Origin of the sequence: Streptomyces sp. NBC_00490 (genome assembly GCF_036013645.1) — a bacterium.
In the GTDB taxonomy this organism is placed as follows: domain Bacteria; phylum Actinomycetota; class Actinomycetes; order Streptomycetales; family Streptomycetaceae; genus Streptomyces; species Streptomyces canus_F.
The window spans coordinates 7,707,272-7,729,067 of sequence record NZ_CP107869.1; the positions used below are offsets into that span (position 1 = coordinate 7,707,272).

General features: G+C 71.9%; 21 protein-coding genes. 4 read left to right on the forward strand and 17 right to left on the reverse strand.

All coding sequences use genetic code 11. From position 1 onward, the window contains the following. Positions 1 to 215: 215 nt before the first annotated feature. The 8 genes from OG381_RS35190 to OG381_RS35225 form a co-directional block, all read right to left on the reverse strand. Positions 216 to 1,157 (reverse strand): AAA family ATPase, encoded by a 942-nt coding sequence (locus tag OG381_RS35190; protein ID WP_327720028.1) that lies wholly within the window; start codon positions 1,155 to 1,157, stop codon positions 216 to 218. Then, positions 1,154 to 1,516 carry a CU044_2847 family protein gene (locus OG381_RS35195; RefSeq protein ID WP_327720029.1) on the reverse strand — a complete coding sequence of 121 codons (363 nt, stop codon included), beginning with the start codon at positions 1,514 to 1,516 and terminating at the stop codon, positions 1,154 to 1,156. Before OG381_RS35195 ends, OG381_RS35190 begins: the two co-directional genes overlap by 4 nt. A gap of 76 nt (positions 1,517 to 1,592) precedes the next feature. Then, entirely contained in the window at positions 1,593 to 2,795 is a 1,203-nt protein-coding gene (locus tag OG381_RS35200) for an FxsB family cyclophane-forming radical SAM/SPASM peptide maturase (RefSeq protein ID WP_327720030.1), read from the reverse strand. Then, positions 2,792 to 2,962 (reverse strand): YxD-tail cyclophane-containing RiPP peptide, encoded by a 171-nt coding sequence (locus tag OG381_RS35205; RefSeq protein WP_307037131.1) that lies wholly within the window; start codon positions 2,960 to 2,962, stop codon positions 2,792 to 2,794. The genes OG381_RS35200 and OG381_RS35205 overlap by 4 nt, the downstream gene beginning before the upstream one ends. Before the next feature lie 181 nt (positions 2,963 to 3,143). Continuing rightward, entirely contained in the window at positions 3,144 to 6,131 is a 2,988-nt protein-coding gene (gene fxsT / locus OG381_RS35210; RefSeq protein ID WP_327720031.1) for an FxSxx-COOH system tetratricopeptide repeat protein, read from the reverse strand. A 79-nt stretch (positions 6,132 to 6,210) separates the two neighbouring features. Further along, on the reverse strand, positions 6,211 to 7,467 hold the full coding sequence (locus OG381_RS35215) for an FxsB family cyclophane-forming radical SAM/SPASM peptide maturase (RefSeq protein ID WP_327720032.1): 1,257 nt from the start codon (positions 7,465 to 7,467) through the stop codon (positions 6,211 to 6,213). 35 nt (positions 7,468 to 7,502) lie between these two features. After that, entirely contained in the window at positions 7,503 to 7,700 is a 198-nt protein-coding gene (locus tag OG381_RS35220) for a YxD-tail cyclophane-containing RiPP peptide (RefSeq protein ID WP_266821109.1), read from the reverse strand. A 15-nt stretch (positions 7,701 to 7,715) separates the two neighbouring features. Continuing rightward, positions 7,716 to 8,798, reverse strand: coding sequence for a hypothetical protein (locus OG381_RS35225; RefSeq protein ID WP_327720033.1), 1,083 nt, complete (start codon positions 8,796 to 8,798; stop codon positions 7,716 to 7,718). A gap of 323 nt (positions 8,799 to 9,121) precedes the next feature. Here OG381_RS35225 and OG381_RS35230 point away from each other — a divergent pair, with 323 nt between their 5' ends. The 3 genes from OG381_RS35230 to OG381_RS35240 are packed head-to-tail and all read left to right on the forward strand — an operon-like array spanning position 9,122 to position 11,615. After that, the gene (locus OG381_RS35230; protein ID WP_327720034.1) at positions 9,122 to 10,258 is read left to right on the forward strand and encodes an ABC transporter ATP-binding protein; all 1,137 of its coding nucleotides are present in this window, start codon (positions 9,122 to 9,124) and stop codon (positions 10,256 to 10,258) included. Then, the gene (locus OG381_RS35235; RefSeq protein WP_266821106.1) at positions 10,255 to 10,950 is read left to right on the forward strand and encodes an ABC transporter permease; all 696 of its coding nucleotides are present in this window, start codon (positions 10,255 to 10,257) and stop codon (positions 10,948 to 10,950) included. Before OG381_RS35230 ends, OG381_RS35235 begins: the two co-directional genes overlap by 4 nt. Next, positions 10,947 to 11,615, forward strand: a complete 669-nt coding sequence (locus OG381_RS35240; protein WP_327720035.1) for an ABC transporter permease — start codon at positions 10,947 to 10,949, stop codon at positions 11,613 to 11,615. Before OG381_RS35235 ends, OG381_RS35240 begins: the two co-directional genes overlap by 4 nt. A 63-nt stretch (positions 11,616 to 11,678) precedes the next feature. Here OG381_RS35240 and OG381_RS35245 read toward each other — a convergent pair whose 3' ends face one another. The 5 genes from OG381_RS35245 to OG381_RS35265 are packed head-to-tail and all read right to left on the reverse strand — an operon-like array spanning position 11,679 to position 16,060. Beyond that, positions 11,679 to 12,125, reverse strand: a complete 447-nt coding sequence (locus tag OG381_RS35245) for a RidA family protein (protein ID WP_327720036.1) — start codon at positions 12,123 to 12,125, stop codon at positions 11,679 to 11,681. A 46-nt stretch (positions 12,126 to 12,171) separates the two neighbouring features. After that, positions 12,172 to 12,774, reverse strand: a complete 603-nt coding sequence (locus OG381_RS35250; protein ID WP_327720037.1) for a GTP-binding protein — start codon at positions 12,772 to 12,774, stop codon at positions 12,172 to 12,174. Further along, positions 12,761 to 13,177, reverse strand: a complete 417-nt coding sequence (locus OG381_RS35255) for a DUF742 domain-containing protein (RefSeq protein WP_327720038.1) — start codon at positions 13,175 to 13,177, stop codon at positions 12,761 to 12,763. Before OG381_RS35255 ends, OG381_RS35250 begins: the two co-directional genes overlap by 14 nt. A gap of 22 nt (positions 13,178 to 13,199) precedes the next feature. Further along, positions 13,200 to 13,673, reverse strand: a complete 474-nt coding sequence (locus OG381_RS35260) for a roadblock/LC7 domain-containing protein (RefSeq protein WP_307024543.1) — start codon at positions 13,671 to 13,673, stop codon at positions 13,200 to 13,202. After that, entirely contained in the window at positions 13,670 to 16,060 is a 2,391-nt protein-coding gene (locus OG381_RS35265) for a sensor histidine kinase (protein WP_327720039.1), read from the reverse strand. The genes OG381_RS35260 and OG381_RS35265 overlap by 4 nt, the downstream gene beginning before the upstream one ends. A 347-nt stretch (positions 16,061 to 16,407) precedes the next feature. Between OG381_RS35265 and OG381_RS35270 the strand changes: the two genes are divergently transcribed. After that, on the forward strand, positions 16,408 to 17,367 hold the full coding sequence (locus OG381_RS35270; RefSeq protein WP_327720040.1) for an ABC transporter substrate-binding protein: 960 nt from the start codon (positions 16,408 to 16,410) through the stop codon (positions 17,365 to 17,367). 81 nt (positions 17,368 to 17,448) lie between these two features. On the opposite strand, the gene OG381_RS35275 is transcribed toward OG381_RS35270, so the two are convergent. The 4 genes from OG381_RS35275 to OG381_RS35290 are packed head-to-tail and all read right to left on the reverse strand — an operon-like array spanning position 17,449 to position 21,772. After that, the gene (locus OG381_RS35275; RefSeq protein ID WP_327720041.1) at positions 17,449 to 18,024 is read right to left on the reverse strand and encodes a GTP-binding protein; all 576 of its coding nucleotides are present in this window, start codon (positions 18,022 to 18,024) and stop codon (positions 17,449 to 17,451) included. Beyond that, the gene (locus tag OG381_RS35280; protein WP_307024535.1) at positions 18,011 to 18,367 is read right to left on the reverse strand and encodes a DUF742 domain-containing protein; all 357 of its coding nucleotides are present in this window, start codon (positions 18,365 to 18,367) and stop codon (positions 18,011 to 18,013) included. The genes OG381_RS35275 and OG381_RS35280 overlap by 14 nt, the downstream gene beginning before the upstream one ends. 1 nt (position 18,368) lies before the next feature. Continuing rightward, positions 18,369 to 18,800: a roadblock/LC7 domain-containing protein gene (locus tag OG381_RS35285; RefSeq protein WP_046263356.1), complete on the reverse strand. Its 432-nt coding sequence runs from the start codon at positions 18,798 to 18,800 to the stop codon at positions 18,369 to 18,371. 56 nt (positions 18,801 to 18,856) lie between these two features. Then, positions 18,857 to 21,772: a nitrate- and nitrite sensing domain-containing protein gene (locus OG381_RS35290; protein WP_327720042.1), complete on the reverse strand. Its 2,916-nt coding sequence runs from the start codon at positions 21,770 to 21,772 to the stop codon at positions 18,857 to 18,859. Positions 21,773 to 21,796: the final 24 nt, after the last annotated feature.

Here is a 21,796-nt window from a genome sequence, read left to right on the forward strand (position 1 = left end):
GCACACGGCGTCCGTCATCGCGGCGCCGCACGGGGGAGCGGCCCCCAGGAGGCGCCCGCACGCCGGGGTCACGCACCCGCGTACGGTCGTCGTCCCGGCACACCGTTCCCCCCTGACGGAGGCCGGCGCCCGCAGCAGCCCGGACGCCCACCCGGGCCCGGAGGCCACCGGCATCGTCAGGAGACGCGATCCGGCCGTGCGCCCCCGTCCCGTCGTCATCCCAGCAGCCCGTCGAGCAGGTCCGACTCCTCCGGTGTCCAGTCGACGGGGCCGCCGTGGGCCGCTTCGGGGCGGCGGTGGCGGAGGGAGAGGGGGGCCACCTTGCGGACGTGGTGAGGGGTGACCTCGTCCGTGCCCTCGAAGGCCGCCAGCGCCCGGGCGGCCCAGGCGGTGACCACCTCCCCGCGGTGCCCCACCGCCCGCAACTGCGTGGCGACGTCGGCGCAGAGCTTGGCGATGTCCTCGCTCAGCCGTACGTCCTGCACGGCCGCCCGCGCCGCGTCCAGCCGCTCGCGCAGCGCCTCGTCCGAGGCGATCCCGTCCGCCAGCCAGGAGGACTCCGTCCCGGCCTCGTCGTCGAAGCGCAGCACGGCCAGCACCATCGCCCGCCGCGCCTCCTGGTCCAGCTCGGACACGGCGACCATCAGCCCGAAGCGGTCGAGCAACTGGGGCCGCAGACCGCCCTCCTCGGGGTTCATCGTCCCGACCAGACCGAAGCTGACGCTGCGCACGGTGTCGATGGCCTCGCGCTGCACCGACAGCACCCCCGTGGAGACGACGTCGAGGATGATGTTGACGATGTGGTCGTCCAGCAGGTTGACCTCGTCGATGTACAGCATCCCCTTCTCGCCGGCCTCCTCGAGCAGCCCCGGCTGCGTCCGCGCGACCCCCTGCATCAGCGCGTCGAGTTCCCAGCCGCCCAGCACCCGGTCGTCCGTGGCGTTGATCGGCAGGGTGACCGGCAGTTCTCCCCGGGTCAGCAGCGAGAACGCCCGCACCACCGTGGACTTGGCGGTGCCGCGCTGCCCGCTGACGAGGACGCCCCCGATCCGCGGCGCGATGTAGTTCAGTTCGAGCGCGAGCTTCAGCTCGGTCTGTCCCACCACATAGCTGTACGGCAGGATGTGGATCCCGGAGCCGGCGGTCCCACCGGTCACGAGGCGCCGCCCGTGTTCCAGCGGAACGTGACCTGAAGCTGTGCCTCCGCCCCGGACTTCACCAGCACCGCGCCGAGCTCGGCGTCCAGCTTGATCGACAGCTGGAGTTCCACCTCGTCGGGTCTCAGCCCCTCGCCGAGGTCGTGCAGCTGTTCCGCCGCCTGCCGCGCGCACCGCCGGGCCAGGTCGAGACCGTCGGCGTAGACGTCACGCGCCACCTCCAGCACCCGGTCGGCGGGGCCCCGCGTGTCGATCCCCCGGTACACGTCGTCGACGCCGCCCGCGGCCGGAACACCGTCCACCTCGACGTACACCGGCCCGTCCCGGCCGTCCGCCGCCACCCCTGTCACGATCGTCATGCAGCACTCCCCCGTCCTGCGAGCCTGATCCCTGTGCTTTCCTTCCCCGTTCCCGGCTCGCTCAACAGCCCTGTGCTCAGCGGTTGTCGACCGTCTCCGAGGGCGTCCCCAGATCGGCGGCACGGCGTACCCGGTCGGCGATGTGCCGGATCAGCCGGTCCAGGTCGGCGCAGTACACCGAGGGGTTGAGAAAGCCCTCGTCGGCGCGGTAGCGGTGGGCGTAGTTGCCCCCGCCGCACACGGCCGCCAGCGGACACACCAGGCACTCGGGGGACAGCGCGCGGCGGCCCAACTGCCGTGCGACGACGCCGGGATGGTCCAGGACGTCGTCGAAGGAGTGCCGGAAGACGTCACGTCCGGTGGCGGGCGCCCCCTCGTAGGCCGTCTTGAGCGAGTCCACCTGCTCGATCGCCCCGTCGGTGTCGACGACCACGGCGACCATCGGGGAGTTCCCCACGGCCTCGGCCCCGCCGTCCAGGCCGAGCAGCAGCCCGATGATCTCGCGGAACAGCCGGACGGGGACGGCTTGTCCGGCGGAGTCGAACCAGAGGTCGAAGACCTGGATCAGCCAGTCGGCGTAGGGGTGGGGTCCTGTCGCGGCCGGTGGATGCGCCCAGTTGGCGTGCGGCAGCAGCAGATCCATGGAGGGCGGTTCGAGTGCGGTGAGGGACGTGTACACCTCGACGGGGTCGGAGTCCGGGTCGATCACGCTCAGGATCCCGGCGTACGCCTGCGGATGGCGCCGCAGCACCTCGAGCCCGGCCGATACCGCCGGCCAGGACGAGCGCCCGGCGTGGTTGACGCGGTGCCGGTTCAGCCACGGGGTGCCGCCGTCCACGCTCACCCCGATGCCGATCCCGGCGTCGGCCAGCCGACGCACCCGGTCCTCGGTGAGCAGCGTGCCGTTCGTCTGCACGCTGGCGTCCACCCGGCAGCCCGCGCCGACGGCCTCCCGCACCGCGGTGACATAGCCGACCAGGGTGTCCACCCCGGCCAGCAAGGGCTCTCCGCCATGCAGGTTGAGCTGTAAGGAGGACAGTCCGTGGGCCGTGGTGTGTTCGGCGATCCGTGCCGCGGTCCGCCGGACCACCCCGGCGGACACCGCCGTCGGGCGGTCCCGCCAGCTGCTGTCGGCGCCCTCGTAGACGTAGCAGTAGTCGCAGGCCAGGTTGCAGCTGCTGTGGACCTTCAGGACGAACTGCCGGAAGGGCACGGCCCGTACGCCGGACCGCCGTAATCCGGCGACGTCCAGGGTCTCAAGAGGCCACCGTGCGGTCACAGTTGATACGGACCGTCCTCGTAGAAGGCCATCGCGGGGCCGCCGCGCAGCTTGCGGGGCAGCAGGCCCGTGGCGACCGCCGCGAGCACCGGATGCGATGACTCACGGGACAGCGCCAGCAGGTCGAGATCGGTGAGGTCGGGCAGCGCGCCGCCCGGCTCCCGCACTCCACGCAAGGGAGGCCTGTCCCCTTCTGTACCCCGCACGCTCAAACCTCTCCAAAACGGCCGAACCGGCCTCTTGACACACGGCGCGGCCCAGCCTAGTGGCGCGGCGGTCCGGAAATGTCCGCGCCGTGCTGTTGCGCAGGTCTCAAGTTGGCAGCGGTCGCTGGGGTCTGGCTGTACGTCAGGTCGGGAGCGGCTCGAAGTCCCAGTAGGGCCGTTCCCGTCGGCGGACCGAGAGGGTGTGCGGATGCTGGGCGCCCAGGGTGTCGGAGAGCTGCTGGAGCGCCTCGTGCTCCAGCTTGGACGCCTCCTGCCCGCGTCGCAGTATCCGCAGGTCGGAGGCGAGGGCCGCCTTGCAGGAGAGGGTCAGCGGGTGGGTCTCGCCCAGGGTCGTGCGCGCCGACTCCAGAACGGCGCGGGTCAGTTCGGCCGCGCCTTCCTCGTCGCCCGCGAGGCTGCGGGCACCCCCGGCGTTGAGTCCGGCGCCCAGGGTCCAGGGATGGGACGGACCGACCGCTGCACGCATGTCCGTGAGCGCCCGTTCCGCGAGCCGGAGCGCCTCGTCGCGCTCCCCGTACTCCCACAGGGCCAGCGCCACATTGCCCGCCGTGCCCACCGCGTAGGGGTGCTGCGGACCGACGAGTCTGGCGTACTGCTCGGCGACACTCGCCGCCGACTCCCGGGCCTGCTCGAGGTTGCCGTGTTCGCGGTTGAACGTGGCGAAGTCGGCCTGCACCAGCAGCGAGTCGGGGTGGTGGGGGCCCTGCCGCTGCACGAACCGCTCGACCACGCTGCGCATCAGCGACTCGGCGCCGAGCAGATCGCCCTTGCGTCGCATGCACAGCGCCAAGTTGTGCTCGGCGTACAGGGTTTGGGGGGTGTAGCGGTCCATCGTGCTGCGGTGGGCGCGGACGTTGAGCTCCTGGCGTGACGTCGCCTCGTCGTAGCGGCCGAGAAGGCGCAGCATCCAGGCGTAGAACATGCCCGAGCGCAGGGTGAGATGGTGCCGCGGGGTCAGCAGCCGCTCCCGGATCAGCAGGATGTCGCGGTGCAGCTCCAGGGACTCCTTGTAGCGGCCCAGCAGGCTGGTGACCACGGCGAGGTTGCCGCGGTCCTGGAGGGCGCGCGGGGCGTCGGCGCCCAGGGTGCTGGTGTATGCCTGCACGCACTCCTTGAACATGTCGTGCGCCTCGTCGTAGCGGCCCAGCGACACCAGGGTGCCGCCGAGGCCGTTCTTGGCGCGCAGCAGGTCGGGGTCGTCGTCGGCGCGGGTCTCCGAGAGCTGGTCCAGGACGGCGCGTCCGACGGCCTCCGCCTCCCGGTAACGGCCGCTGCGGCGCAGCATGTTGGCGTGGTCGTGAATCAGGATCAGCATGTCCCGGTCCTCGGGACCGAGCCGGGTCCGCCAGCGGGTGACGGCCTGCTCGCACAGTCTGAGGGCGGCCCGGTTCTCGCCCCGGACCCGCATGTACTCGATGCAGTTCAGGACGAGTTGGCGCACCACCGGGTCGGGGCTGTCCAGGGCCCCCGCGGTCTCCAGGTGCGGGATGAGCTCGGCGTAGCGCGTCCACTCGCGGGTGTCGATGGGGCGGCGCGGGTCCGCGCCCGCCAGCAGGGTGCAGGCGATCGTCGACAGTGCCTCGCGGCGGTCCTCGGTCAGGGTGCTGACCAGGAAGCTGTGGTAGAGGCGGTGCATGGAGACGCGGTCCACGGCCGGTTCGGCGTCGGAGGACTCGACGTAGTCCAGCCGGACCGCGGTCGACTCCGACAGCCTGCGCAGCGCGGTGTGCCAGCGGATCGGGTCGCCCGCCAGGGCCGCGAGGTGGTCGGGCAGGTCGGAGGGGTGGGCGGCCTGCATCAGCCGGACCGGGATGGCGTCCGGGGAGAACAGCGCGAACAGGTGGAGGAGCTCCACGGCCTCGGGGTTGTTCTCCTGGAGCGTGTTGAGAGTTATCGACCAGCTGGTCTGGAAGCCCATCGGGTAGTCGGAGGAGATCCGGATGCCGATCTGGCTGGCCTCGCCGCGCCGGATCATCGAGATGTAGTCCTTGGCGGGCATCGCGTTGGCGTCGAGCCAGGCCGCGGTCTGCGCCAGCAGCAGCGGCAGGTCCTGCACGGCGTCGGCGAGCTGGTCGGCCTCGGTGTCGTTCAGCCGCTGAGCGCGCCGGCGGACGTAGGCCACGGACTCGGGCCGCCTGAAGGGCAGCACCTCGATCTCGGTGACATTGCCGGAGGCCGCCCAGTCCTGGGTGAGGGTGGTGATCAGGACATGGCCGTTGCCCTCCGGGAGCAGATCCTCGATCTGTTCCATGTCGTCCGCGGAGTCCAGGATCAGCAGCCATCTCTTGTACGGCGTCCCGGTCCGCAGCGCCTCGTGGACCGCGCGGATCCGCTCGCCCAGCTCCTGGCCGACCGGCAGTTCGAGACGCGGGGCGAGCTGGGCGAACTGCTCGCGCGCGGGCGCGCGGAAGCGGGCGCCGACCCACCACACGATGTCGTAGTCGTTGCCGAAGCGGTGCGAGTACTCGTTGGCGATCTGGCTCTTGCCGACGCCGGAGATGCCCCGCAGCGCCACCCGCGCCCCGCTGCGGCCGCCGCGCTCGAAGCGGGCGTGCAGCTCCTCCAGGATCGCGTCGCGGCCGGTGAAACGGACATTGCGGCGTGCCACGTTCCACACCGACGGCGGGTCGTTGGGGAAGCGGGGGGCGGAGATGCCGGACGGGGCGGCGGGCTCCGCGGACGCCTCGAAGTCCAGGCGGCGCAGGATACGGCGGCGGGCCTCGCGCGAGTCCAGGTCGCGCAGGTCGACCGGGCGCAGCGGGGCGGCCGTCGCGGGCAGCGCCCTCGTCGCCACGCTGACCGCGGAGAACCGGTCCACATGGGCCGGCACCACCTCGTGCAGCGCCTGCGTCCACTCGGCGTCCGAGCGGGGGCCCAGCGAGAAGTACCAGTCGTCCAGGACCAGCAGCACCCGGCCCGGCGCCTGGAGCAGATTGCGCAACGCCTCGGTGAGCGGCATCCGCACCGGAGGGTCCCAGCGCAGCAGGGTCGTCTCGTGGCCCAGCTGCTCCAGCTGGTGCGCGATCCACGTCGCCCAGGGCCGGTTGAATCCCGCGTAACTGATGGTGAAGTGCTCGTGGGACTCGGCGCCCTTGGACCTGTCGGCCATCCGAACGTCTCCCCTTACACCGAAATCAATAGAATGACGGATTTTGTCGGTTTCGCTTGCACTTTATGCGATACGTCGCTCAATCCGGGGGCATCACCGCGCTCAGCCGCCCGGCCGCGTGCCGCACGAGACGCTCCAGGTCGGCGCAGAACACGGACGGGTGCCGAAAGCCCGTACCGCGGGAGTAGCGGTGGCCGTAGTTGCCGCCCCCGCAGACCCGGCCCACCGGGCAGGCCCGGCACTCGTCCGCGAGACCCGCCACGCCCAGCTGGCGCGCGACGATCCCCGGATGGTCCAGCGCCTCGTCGAAGGCGTGCCCGAAGACGTCGAGACCGGTGGCGGTCGCCTGGTCGTAGGCGAGATTGAGGGAGTCGATCTGCTCCACCGAGCCGTCGGTGTGCACGACCACCGCGCAGGTCGGCGAGAGCCCGATCGACTCGGTGGTGCTGGGCACCCCGAGCAGCAGCGCCACGACCTCCGTGAACAGCCGCACCCGGGGCTGGGAGCCGTCGGGCGCGCCGTCCCACCACAGGTCGAAGGCGGCGGCCAGCCAGTCACCGTACGGGGTGGGCACCGCCGGCCACGCCCCCGGGGCGCGGGCGGGCAGGCCCGGCGGCGGGCTCGACCAGTTGGCGTGCGGCAGCAGCAGGTCGAGGCGGGGCGGGCGCAGCTCGGCGAGCGAGGAGTACACCTCGCCGGGGTCGCTGGTGATGTCGATGGCGCACAGGATCCCGGCGTACAGCTCCGGCCGGTCCGCCAGCAGCCGCGCGGCCCGCTCCGCCGCGGGCCAGGACGGCCGCCCCGCACGGTCCACGCGGCGGGAGTTCAGGTGCGCGGTGCCGCCGTCCAGGCTCAGCCCGACCCGGATGTTCGCGTCGGCGAGCCGGTCCAGGGTCCGGTCGGTGATCAGCGTGCCGTTGCTCTGCACGGTGGCCCGCAGCGCGACGCCGGTCGGCAGCGCCCGGCGTACGGCGGCCGTGTACTGCAGGGCGGTGTCGGCGCCGGACAGCAGCGGCTCCCCGCCGTGCAGGTCGATCCGCACCTCGGACAGCCCGTGGGTGACCGCGTGTTCGGCGATCCGCCGGGCCGTCTGCCGCATCACCCCCGGCGACACCCGGGCCGGCCGGCCGCGCCAACTGGCGTCCTCGCCCTGGTAGATGACGCAGTAGGTGCAGTCGAGATTGCAGCGACTGTGCACCTTCAGGACGAACTGGCGGAAGGGGAAGGGGCGTTGTCCGGCACGTCTGAGGGCCGCCACGTCCAGCTCGGCGTGCGGCCACGGCGCGAACTCCCGGTCCCGGGCGATCCGTAAGCTGTCGTCCGAAGCGGTCTGCACAGCGTCGCCTCCCCCTGGGCGGCCCGGTGCCGCCGCTACCGTTCTACCCCCGGGGAGTCCTCGTGATACGCCACGAGGCCGCCGTCGGCGTCGCACGACCGGGCCAGCAGGGTGGCCAGCACCGCGCCCAGCACGGGGTGGTCGACCCGGGCGCGGAGCGCGGCCAGATCGACGCCCCGGTAATCGGGGAGCGGGGTCCCCGTATGTCCGTCCCGTCCGGTCGGCTCCGTCACCCTGCACACTCCCCTTCACCGTCTCCCTGTTCCGGCGAGCGCGGTCATGCGCTCGAACGTCGAGCGTGCCTGCGGCCCCTGAGCCGCCCCGGCCCGCTGCCACAGCGCCCAGGCCGTCCGGTACGACTCCAGCGCGTGCTCCGGTCCCGCCGTCCGCTCCAGGACCGCTCCGCGCTGGTGATGCGCCCGCGCGGCCAGCAGCGGCTCACCGGCCCGCTCCGCGCTGCGTACGCCGTGGTGGTACGCGTCGGCCGCCAGGTCCAGCCACTCGGGCGCCCCGGCGTCCCCGGCCAGCGTCAGCAGGACGTCGCCGCGCTCCAGCCACGCCAGCGCCGCCGTACGGTCGTCGCGCGCGCCCCGTGCCGCGCGGGCCAGCACCCACTCGGCCTCGTGCAGATCGGTCGGCGTTCCGCCCGCGCCGTGATGATGTCGCAGCGCCCGCCCGAACAGAAGCCGCCGGTCGGCCAGATGGGGATCACTGTCGGCCGTCAGCGCCAGCGCCGCGCGCAGCACCCGTACGGCGTCGGTGGCCACCGCCAGCTCGCCGGCCCGTTCGGCCCGGGCGACCAGCACCTCGCCACGGCCCGCGAGCAGCTCCGCCCGCTCCGGGTCGTCCCGGTCCAGCAGGGCCTCGGCCTGGGTGAAGTACCCGTCGGCGGCGACGAGTTCGGCGGACTCGGCGGTGTGCCGGTAGCGGGCCGTGTGTGCCTCGGCCAGCCGGCGCAGGGCCGGCACCCGCAACGCGGGCCCCTGGTCGCGGACCGCCTCCACCGCCCGCTCCAGCGCCTCCAGGACCCCCGGGTGCCCGGTGTCACCGGCGGCCACGGCGCGGGCCTCGGCCAGGTCCAGCAGGGCCCGGCAGCGTACGGCGGAGGGGGCGCTGTGCCGGCCGTCGAGCCGTACGCCGCTCTCGAAGTCCGCCGCCGCCCGCAGCGCGAGCGTCCGCGCCTCGTCGGCCGCGTCACGGCCCCGGGCGTCGTCGGCGAGCGCCAGCAGCAGCCGCCCCCGGGCCAGTACCGCCGGGTCGAAGCCGGGCCGGCCGGGAAGGGAGGAGGGGAGTCGGGGACCGCCGCCCGCGGCCGATCCGCCGGAGGCCACGGCCGGTCACCGGGCCCGGCGGACGGAGACGGTCACATACGAATCGTTTCGGTCACTGACGTGCGGCGGACGCGTGACGGGGCACCGCATCGCGTGGCTGCGCCGGTCGCTCACGTCGCGCTCCTCGTCATGGACGGTCGGATGCGTGCGAACTCCATGACAGTACGCGCGCCCTGCCCGGTCAACAGTGCTTTCCGGCCGCCCCACCGGATCGTGCCCGCTGACGTGCGTCAACACGGGCCGTCTAGACTCACCCGCAACGGCCCGCCCCACCACGGCCGAAAGCGGTCCACCTCGGCCAGACCCGAAGGGTATTCGGCGTTTTGATACGGATAGATTCAGTCACCAAGCGGTACCCGGACGGCACGGTGGCGGTCGACCGGCTCTCGTTGGAGATACCCGACCGCTCGATCACCGTTCTCGTCGGCCCCTCGGGCTGCGGCAAGACGACCACCCTGCGGATGATCAACCGCATGGTCGAGCCCACCGAGGGCACCATCCTCCTCGACGGCCAGGACATCCTGCGGCAGCCGGTCAACACCCTGCGCCGGTCCATGGGGTACGTCATCCAGAACGCCGGACTCTTCCAGCACCGCACCATCATCGACAACATCGCCACCGTGCCCCGTCTCCTCGGCTGGAGCAAGGACAAGGCCCGGGAGCGGGCCCGCGAACTGATGGAGCGGGTCGGACTCGACGCCGCGCTCGCCAAGCGGTACCCCTACCAGCTCTCCGGCGGCCAGCAGCAGCGCGTCGGCGTGGCCCGGGCACTCGCCGCCGACCCGCCGGTCCTGCTCATGGACGAGCCGTTCTCCGCCGTCGACCCCGTGGTCCGCAAGGGACTCCAGGACGAACTCCTGCGCATCCAGGAGGAGTTGGGCAAGACGATCGTCTTCGTCACCCATGACATCGACGAGGCCGTCAAGATCGGCACGATGGTCGCCGTGATGCGCACCGGCGGCAGGCTCGCCCAGTACGCGCCGCCCGCCGAACTGCTGACGAGCCCGGCCGACGCGTTCGTCGAGGACTTCCTCGGCGCCGACCGCGGTATCCGCCGGCTCTCCTTCTTCCCGTCCGCGGGGCTGGAGTTGTCGACCGGGCCGGTCGTCGCGGCCGACGCCACCGCCGAGCAGCTCGCCGAGCGGGTGCGCGACAGCGCGGACGCCCCCTACCTCCTCGTCACGGACGCCGACGGCAGGCCCCTCGGCTGGAGCGAGCCGCGGCACCTGACGGCGGGCGAGGTCGAGGTCGGCCGACTGCTGTCGCACGGGCGGCCGTTCGTCGCCGGCACCGACTCGCTGCGGGCCGCGCTGGACTGTGCGGTGCTCTCGCCCACCGGCTGGGCGGTCGCCGTGGACGCCGACGGCAAGGTCGCCGGGGTCGTCTCCCAGCAGACCATCGCGGAGGCCATCCGCGGCGCCCACGCGCAGGGCCGTACGGACGCGAAGGTCGCCGGATGAACTGGGACCGTATGTTCGACATCCCCAGCGACCTCCAGCACAGCTGGCTGGGCCTGGTCGGGCTGCATCTGCGCGAGGCCCTGCTGCCGGTGCTCGCCGGACTGCTGATCTCGCTGCCGCTGGCCCAGCTCTGTGTACGCTTCCGCTGGCTGTACCCGCCGGTGCTGTGGGTGACGACCGTGCTCTACGCCATCCCCTCGCTGGCCTTCTTCGTACTGCTCATCGACTACACCGGCATGACCGAGCTGACGGTGATGATCCCGCTCACCGTCTACAGCCTCGTCGTCCTGGTCCCGGCCGTCGTCGACGCCGTCCGCTCGGTCCCGCAGGAGACCCTCGCGGCCGCGAAGGCCATGGGCCTCGGACCCGTACGCCGCTACGTCCAGGTCCAGTTGCCCATCGCCGTGCCCGCGATCATCGCGGGACTGCGGGTCGCCACCGTGTCCAGCGTCAGCCTCGTCAGCGTCGGCACCCTCATCGGCAACCAGGGCGCCCTCGGCAACCTGCTCAACGACGCCAACATCTACAACCGGCCGGAACTCGCCGTGAACGCCGTGCTGTCCATGGCCGCCCTCGCGATCCTCGCCGACGCCGCGCTGGTGCTCCTGCGCCGTCTGCTGACGCCGTGGATGCCGCGCCCGCAGCGCGGAAAGCGGAAGGCCGCCCCCGTCCTGGAAGAGGCAGCACGGTGAACCTGCTCACCCACATCGGCAACTTCTTCAACGACAGCGCCCAGTGGCAGGGCTACGACGGCATCCCCACGCGGGTGGCGGAGCACCTCCAGTACACGGTGGAGGCGCTGCTCATCGCCGCCGCGATCGCCCTGCCGGTCGGACTGGTCACCGGCCACTACGGGCGCGGCGGCACCGTCCTCTCCCTGATCGCCACCGCGGGACGGGCCCTGCCCACCTTCGGCCTGCTGGTGCTGCTCACCCTGCTGGTGGGCTTCGGCCTGGTCAACGTGATGACCCCGCTCGTCATCCTCGCCATCCCGCCGATCCTGGTCACCACGTACGAGGCGATGCGCACCGTCGATCCCTCCTCGGTGGACGCCGCGCGAGGCATGGGCATGAGCGAGGCCGGGGTCCTCTTCCACGTCGAACTCCCGGCCGCGCTCCCGCTGATCCTCAGCGGCCTGCGCTCCGGAGCCATCCAGATCGTCTCCACGGCGACCATCGCGGCCTACGTCAGCCTCGGCGGCCTGGGCCGCTACATCGTGGACGGGCTCTACCAGCGCAACTACGAGAAGGTCGTCGGCGGCGCCACGCTGGTCGCCGGACTGGCTCTGCTCACCCTCGCGCTGTTCTGGGCGGTGGGACGGGCCACCGTGTCCAGGGGAGTGCGCCGGAGCGCCTGAGCGGTCCGGGCGGAGTCGACCACGGGCGGACCGCGACCCGTCGCGGCACTTCCGGCGGGGCGCTCAGTGGCCCGGCCGGACGGCCACCGCGTCCACCTCGAAGAGCATGCCCGGCAGGGCGAGGGCGGCGACCCCGCTGAGCGTCTGGGCCGGGAGCCGGTCGCCGATGGGGGCACCTCCCGCTCGAGCGAAGCCGAGAGTGGGGGAGGGCGTGCAGGCCTTGCCGAGGACCTCCAGCTTGGCGAGGTCGTGGTCGACGACGAACGAGCCCAGCCGGACGACGTGTTCGAAGCCGAGGCCGACGCCCTCCAGGGCCGCGTGCAGCCGGTCGAAGGCGAGCTCCACCTGCGCCGCGAAGTCGCCCGGCACCGGGGCGCCGGTGCCGTCGGAGGCGTACTGCCCCGCGATGAAGACGAGTTCGCCGGGCGCCGAGACGGCGTGGCTGTAGCCGAAGGGCGTCGGGTCGTGCAGGGCGGGCGGGTTGGTGATGGTGCGCTCGTCGTGGCTCATGTCAGGCCACAACTCCCGCACACGCCCGCCCATTCCGTGCCCCGCGTCAGCTCTCCGTCCGGGCCAGGGCCAGTTCGAGGACGACCAGCAGCGCGTCCCGGACCGAGCCGCGCTCGCGGGCGTCGAAGACGACGACCGGGACGTGGTCCGCGACGTCGAGGGCCCAGCGAACCTCCTCCAGCGTGTGCTCGACCTTGCCGTCGAACGCGTTCGCGGCCACCGCGAACGGGATCTGCCGGTGCTCGAAGTAGTCGACCGCGGCGTAGCAGTCGTCGAGACGGCGGGTGTCCACGATGACCAGGCCGCCCAGCGCGCCCTCGACGATGTCGTCCCACATGAAGCCGAACCGCTCCTGCCCGGGCGTGCCGAACAGATACAGCTTCAGGGTCGGGTCGATGGTGATGCAGCCGAAGTCCATCGCGACCGTCGTCGTGGTCTTGCGCGGGGTGTGCGTGAGGTCGTCCACGCCCGCCGCGACCTCCGTGATGGCCGCCTCGGTGGTCAGCGGCTCGATCTCGGAGATGGCGCCGACGGCGGTGGTCTTGCCCACGCCGAAGCCGCCCGCGATCACCATCTTGACCGGGAGCGGCGGCCGCGCGGGGGCGGCCGGACCGGACCCGTCGAGGGTGGCCGGTTCAGTCGGAGTCACGGAGTACCCCTCGGGAGTCGGGGATGGCGCGCAGGCCATCGATCACTCTTCGCAGGACGGAAGCGTCGTGCGTGTCGTCGGAGTCGGGCACATGCACCGTCAACTGCCCCTCCGTGCGCAGGTCCTCGGCGAGCACCCGCACCACGTTGAGGTGCAGCCGCAGCCGGGCCGCGAGTTCCGCGATGGACTGCGGACGGCGGCAGGCGGCGACGATGTCGTGCTGCTCGAAGGAGAGCCCGCCGAGCGCCTCGAGACCCTCGACGGTGGCCACCACCTGGGTCTCGACGGGCATCGGCCGGCCGGCTCCGCCGGGTGCCACCCGGCCGGCGGTGACCAGGAACGGCCGCACGGCGGAGGCGGGCCCGACCGGGTCATGCCCCGGGGCTGAGGAGCCGTCCGCCATGGCGTGTCCGTCCCGGTCCCGGTCAGAGCGCCGACGGGGAGCCGACGCTGTTCTTCAGCGCCAGCACCAGTTGGGGACTGAGCGCGCTGCCCGCCCGATTGGCGAACAGTGTCATCTCGTAGGCGATGTTGCCCAGCTTGGCCTCCTTGTCGGTGACCACGCCGAGGACGGCGCCGCTGCCGATGGCGGAGACCAGGACATGGCCGCCCTCCAGGTCGATGATGACCTTGTTGAGGCCGCCCAGGCCGTAGTTGCCGGACGCGCCGGCGGCCAGGCTGGTGATGCCGGAGACGATCGCCGCGAGGCGCTCGGAATCGGCGTGCTCACGCAGTTCGGAGACCGCGATGAGCAGTCCGTCCGAGGAGACGGCGATGGCGTCCACGACGCCCGCGGTCTCGGTGGCGAAACGATTCAACAGCCAGGTGAAGTCGGCTGCCGCGGCCTTGAGATCGGCCGGTGTGTTCCCCGTCGGAGTGTCACCTGTCGACGTACTCACTGTTCCGCTCCTTCCGGGAGGTGGTTCAGGTCGTGCTTGCGGGGGGTCTGGTGCGGTTCCGTGTCGCTGTCGCGGTGGGCGCGTTCCACCGCGGCCTCGAACTCCTCGAGGGAGCTGCGGACGGCCTCCGGGTCGGCGGGGCGGGGTGCCTGGCGGGTGCTCGCGGGGGCGGCGTCGGCCGTGGTGCGCAGGGTGGCTCCGCGCACGCGGCGGCGCAGCGGGCGGGCGGCGCCGGAAGCGTCGTCGGCGGGTGCCGGTTCCTCGGCGCGGGCCTTGGGGATGAAGGGCAGGCCGTCCTCGGGAGCGGCCGGGTCCTCCTCGCGGCGCACCCGGCGGGGGAGGGGTCCGTCGTGTTCGCCGGCGGGGACCGGAGGCCGGGGGCCCGTGTCGTCCGTGGCCGCCGCCGGTGTGGTCGGTGCCGCCGGCCGCACCGCGGCCGCCGTCAGCAGCAGCGACTGCGGGAGGGTCACCTCGGCCGTGACACCGCCGCCCGGGGTGCGGGACAGGGCGACGTCGATGTCCCAGCGGCGCGCCAGCGAGCCGACCACGAAGAGGCCGAGCACCTTCGAGGGCACCAGGTCGAGACGCTCACGGCGCACGATGCGGGCGTTCTCCTCGTCGAGCCGCTCGGGGTCCATGCCCAGGCCGTGGTCGGCGACCACGATCGCCGCGCCCTCGGCCGAGTTCTGCACGAACACCTCGACGGGGCTGTCCGCGGGCGAGAACGACACGGCGTTCTCCACCAGTTCGGCCACCATCAGGGTCAGGTCGCCGATGATGTCGGGCGCCACCGCGACCTCGGTCCGCGCGAGCAGCTGGACCCGCTGGAAACCCTCGATCTGGCCGAGCGCGGCCCGTACGACATTGGTCAGCGCGATCGGCCCGGCGTCCAGGACGGTCTCGCGGATGCCGGCGAGCAGCATCAGGCTGTCGGCGTTGCGGCGCAGCCGGACGGCGATGTGGTCGATGCTGTAGAGGCGTTCGAGGAGCTCAGGGTCGGTCTCGCCGCGCTCCACCGCGTCGATCAGGGCCAGCTGCCGGGTGGTCAGGTTGCTGACCCGGCGGCCGACGTTGCCGAACATCTCGGCGACGTTGCGGCGGCTGAGCACCTGACGCTCCAGGAGCGCGACCGCGGTGGTCTGCACGTGGTTGAAGGCCTCGGCGAGGTCGCCGATCTCGTCGCGTGCCGTGGCCGGCATCTCCCGCAGCCGCGCCGGGCGGTCGTCCTCGGCGTCGTCGTCGGCCACCCGGGCGAGCTCGCGCTCGGCGTCCTCGGCGACCTGCTGCGCGGCGTGGGTCAGCGCCTGGACCGGGCGGACCACGGAACGGCGTACCACCACCGAGAACGCGAGCCAGATGACGAAGCCGAGCAGGGCGAGACCCAGCAGCAGGACGGCGTTGCGCAGCGCTTCGTCGGAGGCGCGGTCGGCGCGGTCGGCGATCTGGTCGATCAGCGAGGTGGTGATCCCCAGCCGGATCGCGGCCTGCTTGCGGTAGGAGGGGTACGAGTCGAGCGACGTCTCGAACTTGCGGCGGATCTCGGCGGGGGAGTCGGCCTGCAGGGAGCTGGGGTCGATCTGGAGCTCGGCGAACTGCCGGTTGATCGCGGCCTGCGGGCTGTTGTGCTCGATCTCGGCGAGCTGCTCCGTCTGCTCCTCGGTGGCGAACCGCGCGAACCGGTCGGCCTGGTGGGTGTACTCGTCGTAGGAGCCGATCGCGCCGATGAACTCGATGAGCGCGTTCGAGTCACCGGTCGTCGCGGAGAACACCCCGGTCTCGAAGGCGCTGTGGGCGGCGTCGGCGCGCAGCAGGGAGTCGAGCAGGTTGCCGGTGAAGGTGGTCGCCAGGGCCGTGTTGCGGTCCAGGCCGAGGCCGTCGATCAGGCCCTTGGCGGCACTGGCGTAGGCGGGGTCGATGTTGTCGGCGGGCAGATACGCCTGCTCGATGGTGTTGCGCAGGCTCTCCAGGCCCTCGATCTCCCGCAGTGCCCGGGCCTCGTCCGCGGGGAGCCGGTCACCGAAGGCCCCGCGGACCTCCTCGACCTGCTTGTCCACCGCCACCTGCGCCTTGCGGTACGGGGCCTGGGAGGGGGTACCACCGTCGTTGGTGGCCTCGTGCCGCACGGAGAGCAGGACGGCCTGCTGGTGCTCGGCCTCCAGCCGGTCCACGAGCGTGGCGACCTCGGTGCTGGTGCGCACGAGCCGTGCCGCGTCCGCCGCCTCCGAGGACTGCTGGACCTGGTCGGTGATGAGGTAGGCGAGCAGGACCGCGACCACCGTCAGCGGCACGCCGACCAGCACGTTCAGCTTGTGCCGGAACGGCCGGCGATCGGCGAAGCCTCGTATGCCACCCGGGGCCGAAGGCGGGGCCGACTCGCTCGTGGACACCAGGCCTCCTTCATGGGGGGTGACGGCGCGCGAAGACGTCACGTGACCGATTCTGATCGTGTCGGAAGGTGTCGAAATGCACCAATGGGGCACCGGCACGCCACTGTGTCCGAACGCCAACGACCCGGAGACTACCGTCTCTTCGGAAGATCGATCATGCCACCCTGAGTCAAGAATCCGTTACAACGGGACGGCATCTGAACGACGGGCCGCCGACGCTTTTCACAACCGGTCGCGCATTGACGCCAATTGGTGACCAGGCTGCCCTTGACTGAGTGAGAACTGGCTGGATTGGATCAGTGTCAGAGCTTGTTTCTCATCAGCCCACACAGTCCGGAACGGGAATCGTGACTTCCAACGCCGCACGCAGCAGGTCCATCCGGAAGCATCCCGGCGTAGCCGCCGTCGCGCTCGCCGCCACCGCGGCACTGCTGGCGGGATGCGGCTCGGACGACGCCTCCGACCCGCTCAAGGAGGACAAGGGGAGCGGCAGCGGCGACACCGTCGTCGTCGGCTCCAACAACTTCGCTGAGAGCATCCTTCTCGCCGACATCTACGGCGAGGCCCTCAAGGCCAAGGGCATCAAGGTCACCTACAAGCCCAACATCGGCAGCCGCGAGACCACGTACGGCCTGCTGAAGAACGGCTCCATCACCGTCCTGCCCGAGTACAACGGCTCACTGCTGTCCTACCTCGACCCCAAGGCCGAGCAGAAGACGGCCGAGGCGGTGAACGCCGCGGTGAAGACGAAGCTCGACAGCACGCTGACGCTGCTGGAGTCGTCGCCCGCCGAGGACAAGGACTCCGTCAGCGTCAACGCGGCGACCGCGAAGAAGTACAACCTCACCGCGGAGTCCACCCTCGCCGACCTCAAGGACGCAGCCCCCGAGCTGGTCATCGGCGGCTCGCCCGAGTTCCAGACCCGGCAGCAGGGCCTGCTCGGCCTGAAGTCCGTGTACGGCCTGGAGTTCAAGTCCTTCAAGGCGCTCGACGCGGGCGGCCCGCTGACCCAGGCGGCGCTGACGAAGAACACCGTGCAGGCCGCGGACATCTTCACCACCGACCCGACCATCACCAAGGAGAAGTTCGTCGTCCTGAAGGACCCGGAGAACCTCTTCGGCTTCGCGAACGTGACCCCGCTGGCCTACAAGTCCGGCCTCGCCAAGGAAGGCGTGGACGCGCTCAACGCGGTCTCCGCCAAGCTGGACACGGAGACGCTCCTGGACCTCGACTCCCAGGTGCAGCTCGACAACAAGGACCCGCTGGACGTCGCCCAGGCCTGGCTGAAGTCGGCCGGACTGTCCTGACGCCCCACCACGGACGAACCGGCGCGGGTGCCCTCCGACACGGAGGGCACCCGCGCCGTTTGTCGGCGGAGTCGTGGCTCGCTACGGGACCGCGGTGGCGATCAACTGGTCGATGAGAGCGATCAGCACGTCCCGGGAGGACTCGCGGTCGCGGGCGTCGCAGAGCAGGACCTGGACATGGTCCGGCAGGGCGAGCGCGTCGCGGATCTCGTCGGGCGGGTAGGGGTGGTCGCCGTGGAAGCCGTTGACGCCGACGACGAAGGGGATGCCCCGGCGTTCGAAGAAGTCGAGCGCGGCGAAGCTGGACTCCGGGCGGCGGACGTCGACGAGGACCACGGCACCCAGGGCGCCCAGCGCCAGGTCGTTCCACATGAACCAGAACCGCTGCTGGCCGGGGGTCCCGAAGAGATAGAGGATCAGATCCCGGCTGATGGTGATGCGGCCGAAGTCCAGGGCCACGGTGGTGGCCTTCTTCTCCTCGATGCCGTGCAGGTCGTCGATGCCCAGGCCCGCCGCGGTCAGTGACTCCTCGGTGCGCAGCGGGGCGATCTCGCTGACCGAGCCGACCATGGTGGTCTTGCCGACGCCGAACCCTCCGGCGATCAGGATCTTGACCGTGTCGGGTGCCGGCCGGGCGATGGTGTCAGAGTCGGCCAAGACCGTCCCTCACTTTCTGCAGCAGATCCAGGTCGACGCCGGGGGCGACCGGATGCGGCGGGCGGACCGTGATGCGGCCCGCTTCCAGCAGGTCGCAGAGCATGATGACGATCACGCTCATCGGAAGGTCGAGCAGAGCGGCGAGTTCCGCGACGGCGATCGGCTCGGCACACCGGCGCAGGATGCGCTGGTGCTCCGGCTGCGGGCGGGGGGCCCGGACCGGCGGCGGGTCCACCGCGGTCACCGTCGAGATGAGGGTGAAGTCGGCGCGGCTGGGGCGGGTGCGTCCGCCGGTCAGGGCGAACGGCCGTACGAGACGGCCCGCCGTATCGCCTCCGCTCACCTCACGCGCCGGAGTCGGCGGTGGGGCCGACGCCTGCCCGCGGTGCCGCGCTGAGGTGCTCGCCGATCTTCTTCACGAGCATGTTCATCTGGTACGCCACCACACCGACGTCGGCGCCCTGATTGGTGAGGACGACCAGGTGGGCGCCGGGGCCGGCGGAGGTCAGGATCAGATAGCTGTGCGCCATCTCGATCAGCGCCTGCCGCACCGGGCCACCGCGGAAGTCCATGCTGACGCCCTTGCTGAGACTCATGAGCCCGGACGCGGTCGCGGCGAGCCGCTCGGCGTCGTCACGCAGGAACCCGGTCGACTTGCTGACGACCAGCCCGTCCTCGGACAGCACGACGGCGTGGTTCACCTCGGCGACCCGCTCCACGAGTCCGGTCAGCAGCTGGTCGAGCTGGGTGTGGGTGGCGGGGGTGGGGCGTGTCATGAGGGCGTCCTTCGTCGGCGGGGGCGGCGGCGGGGTGGGCGGTCGGAATGGGAAGGTCAGCGGTCGGCGGGGGCGTCCGTGCCGGTGGCCGGGGGCTGGGGGCCGGGGGTGTCCGGTGTGGTTGTTTCCTCCTGACCGTACGGCGCTTCGGTGAGGGCGGAGGGGCGGGGGTGCGGGTTTTCCGGTTCCTTGCCTTCCGGCGCGTCAGCCTCCTCGTCCCGTGCGCGGAACGTGCCGCGCTGGAAGCCGGCGAGTGAGGAGGCGGCGCGCTCCGCGGTGAACTCCTCGCCGCAGCCGTCCTGTTCGACGGGCACGGCGTCCTCGCGGAGCTCGACGGCGAGGCTGGTCTGCGGGACACGGCGGGGCAGCGGGGCCATGCCGGGGCGGCGCCCGGGGTACCCGGCCTCGCCCGCACTACCCACGTCCCCGGGGACCCTGAGTTCTCCCGGCCGGCCGGCCTCACCCGCGCGGGAGTGCTCCGAGTCGTCCTGTGCGCCTCGTCGGCGCGCGGGCAACGGCGGGGCAGCCGTCCCGGCGTCCCTGCTGTCGTGCCGGACAGCGACTCCGGCGTCGGAGTCTGCCGGTTCGGCCGCTCCTGGAGTCGCCCTCTGCCGCACGCTGGGTGTGCCGGCGTCCGTGCCGCCGTGTCGGGCGGCGACTCCGGCCTCGGAGTCGGGGGGGTGAGCCGCCCCCGGGGGTGCACTCCGCAACCCGCCGGTCCCGGCAGAACTCGCGTCGCCGTGTCGGAGGAGGGCTTCGGCGTCGGTGCGGGCCGGTTCGGGGGCGTCCTGCCGCACGTCGGGTTCGTCGGCTGTCGTGCTGCCGGGTCGGGGCGGGACTCCGACGTCGGCGTGCGTCTGCTCAGGAGTCTCTGTGGTGTCGCTGTGGACGGCAACTGCCGTGCCGGTGTGGGTCAGTTCGGGGGAGTCGCCCGCCGTGGCGGGTTGGCGGACCGGGCCTCCCGGACCGATGCGGGTCCGGCCCGTGAGCGTGTCCCAGGTCGTGCCCGGCCCGGGCGCCACCCCCGTACCCGGCGCATCGGCATCCGCGACATCGCGTACCACGATCTCCTGCGGCAGCAGCACGATCGCCGTCGTGCCGCCGTACGGCGACGGGCGCAGGGTGACCGCTATGCCGTGGCGGGTGGCGAGGCGGCCGATGACGAACATGCCGAGGCGGAGATCGTCGGCGAGGGCGACCACGTCGAACTTCGGAGGCACCGCCAACTGGGAGTTGAGGGAGGCGTAGTCCTCCTCCGACATGCCGAGGCCACGGTCCTCGACCTCGACGGCCAGGCCCTTGGCGACCGACGAGGCCTGCACCGTGACCGGCGCGGGTGCGGGCGAGTACACGGTCGCGTTGTCGATGAGCTCGGCCAGCAGATGGATCACGTCGGCCACCGCGGGCGGCGCGAGATACACGTCCTCCTCGGTGTGCACCTCCACCCGCTGGTACTCGGCGACCTCGCCCACCGCACTGCGCAGGATGTCGATCAGCGCGACCGGCTCCTGCCAGCTGCGCCCCGGCCGCTCACCGCTGATGACGACGAGATTCTCCTCGTACCGCCGCAACTGGCTTGCCGTGGAGTCCAGTTCGTACAGACCTTTGAGGACGTCGGGGTCGGTGTGCCGGCGTTCCAGCGCGTCGAGCTTGGTGAGCTGGAGGTTGACCAGGTTCTGGCTCTGCCGGGCGATACCGAGGATCACCTTCTGGAAGCCGCGCCGGGTGTCGGCGAGTTCGATCGCCGTGTGTACCGCCGTACGTTGCGCCTTGTTGAACGCCCTTGCCACCGCGCCGAGTTCGTCCCCGCCGTAGTCCAGCGGCGGCGCCGCGAGATCCGCGTCGACCTTCTCGCCGCGTTCCAGCCGCGACACCACGTCGGGCAGTCGCTCCTCGGCGAGGCTCAGCGTGGCCTCCCGCAGGCCGTGCAGCCGCCGGGACAGGGAGCGGGTGATCCGCCAGGACACGCCGACGCACACCAGCAGCCCGAACAGCCCGCCCGCACTCAGCGAGGCGGCGGTGAACAGCAGACTGTCCGCCTTGTCCGCGCTGCGGTCGAGCAGCCCGGCCGTCTGGTCCTGGATCAGCCGGGTGTACGCGGCGGCGACCTTGTCCAGCGCGGCGGTCCACTTCTTCTGCGCGTCGGGCAGCACGACCTTGCCGTCGGAGGCCCGCGCCCGTGCGGCCAGCACCTGGTCCTCGATGTCCGCCAGGGTCCGCCACTCGGGGCTCTGCAGGATCCGTTCGGTCTGTGTCTTCGCGCTGCCGCTCAGCTGCGGGACGATCTGGTCCTCGACGAGCCACCGGTGGGCGTCGACCAGCTGCGCGAACGCGATCCACTCCTTCTCGCCGAGATGCCCGGTCGGCCAGGCCAGGGTGAGCCGCGCGTCCTCCTGCGAGACCAGTTCCGCCGCGTGCTCCAGCGCGACCAGCGGTCCGGCCTGTGAGGTGAGGTCGCCGTCGTCGACCTGGGAGAGCTCCTGGAAGGCGTGGATCTGGTCGTCGATGATCGAGCTGTACTGGTCCAGCACCTGGGCGGGGGTGATGTCGGTCGGGTCGTCGACCTGGTCCCGGTAGTACTCCAGGCTGCCCACCGAGCCGAGCACGGAGTACAGCTGGTCCGAGATGCGCGACGGCGCCTCGGCGATCGCGTCGGACTGCCCGACCAGTTTGGCGACCGCCCGGTCCGTCTCCGCGCGCTGCGCGTCCAGCGCGGTCCGGGAGCCGCCCGGTGAGGCCAGCAGGGCCGCCGACAGGCTGCGTTCACGCTGGAGGGCGAGCGTCGCGTCGGTGCCCATGGCACCGGTCGACCGGCTCAACTCGGTCTGTCCGCGCAGCCGCAGGCCCTCGGTGAACATCTGCGTCGTCGTCACACCCCACAGGGCGGTGAGCGTGACGCTGGGCACCAGGGCCAGCAGGATCAGGGAGAGACGTATGGAGCCGAGTCGGCGCCGGGCACCTCGTGGAGACATTCGTCGTCCTAGGCGATGAGCAGG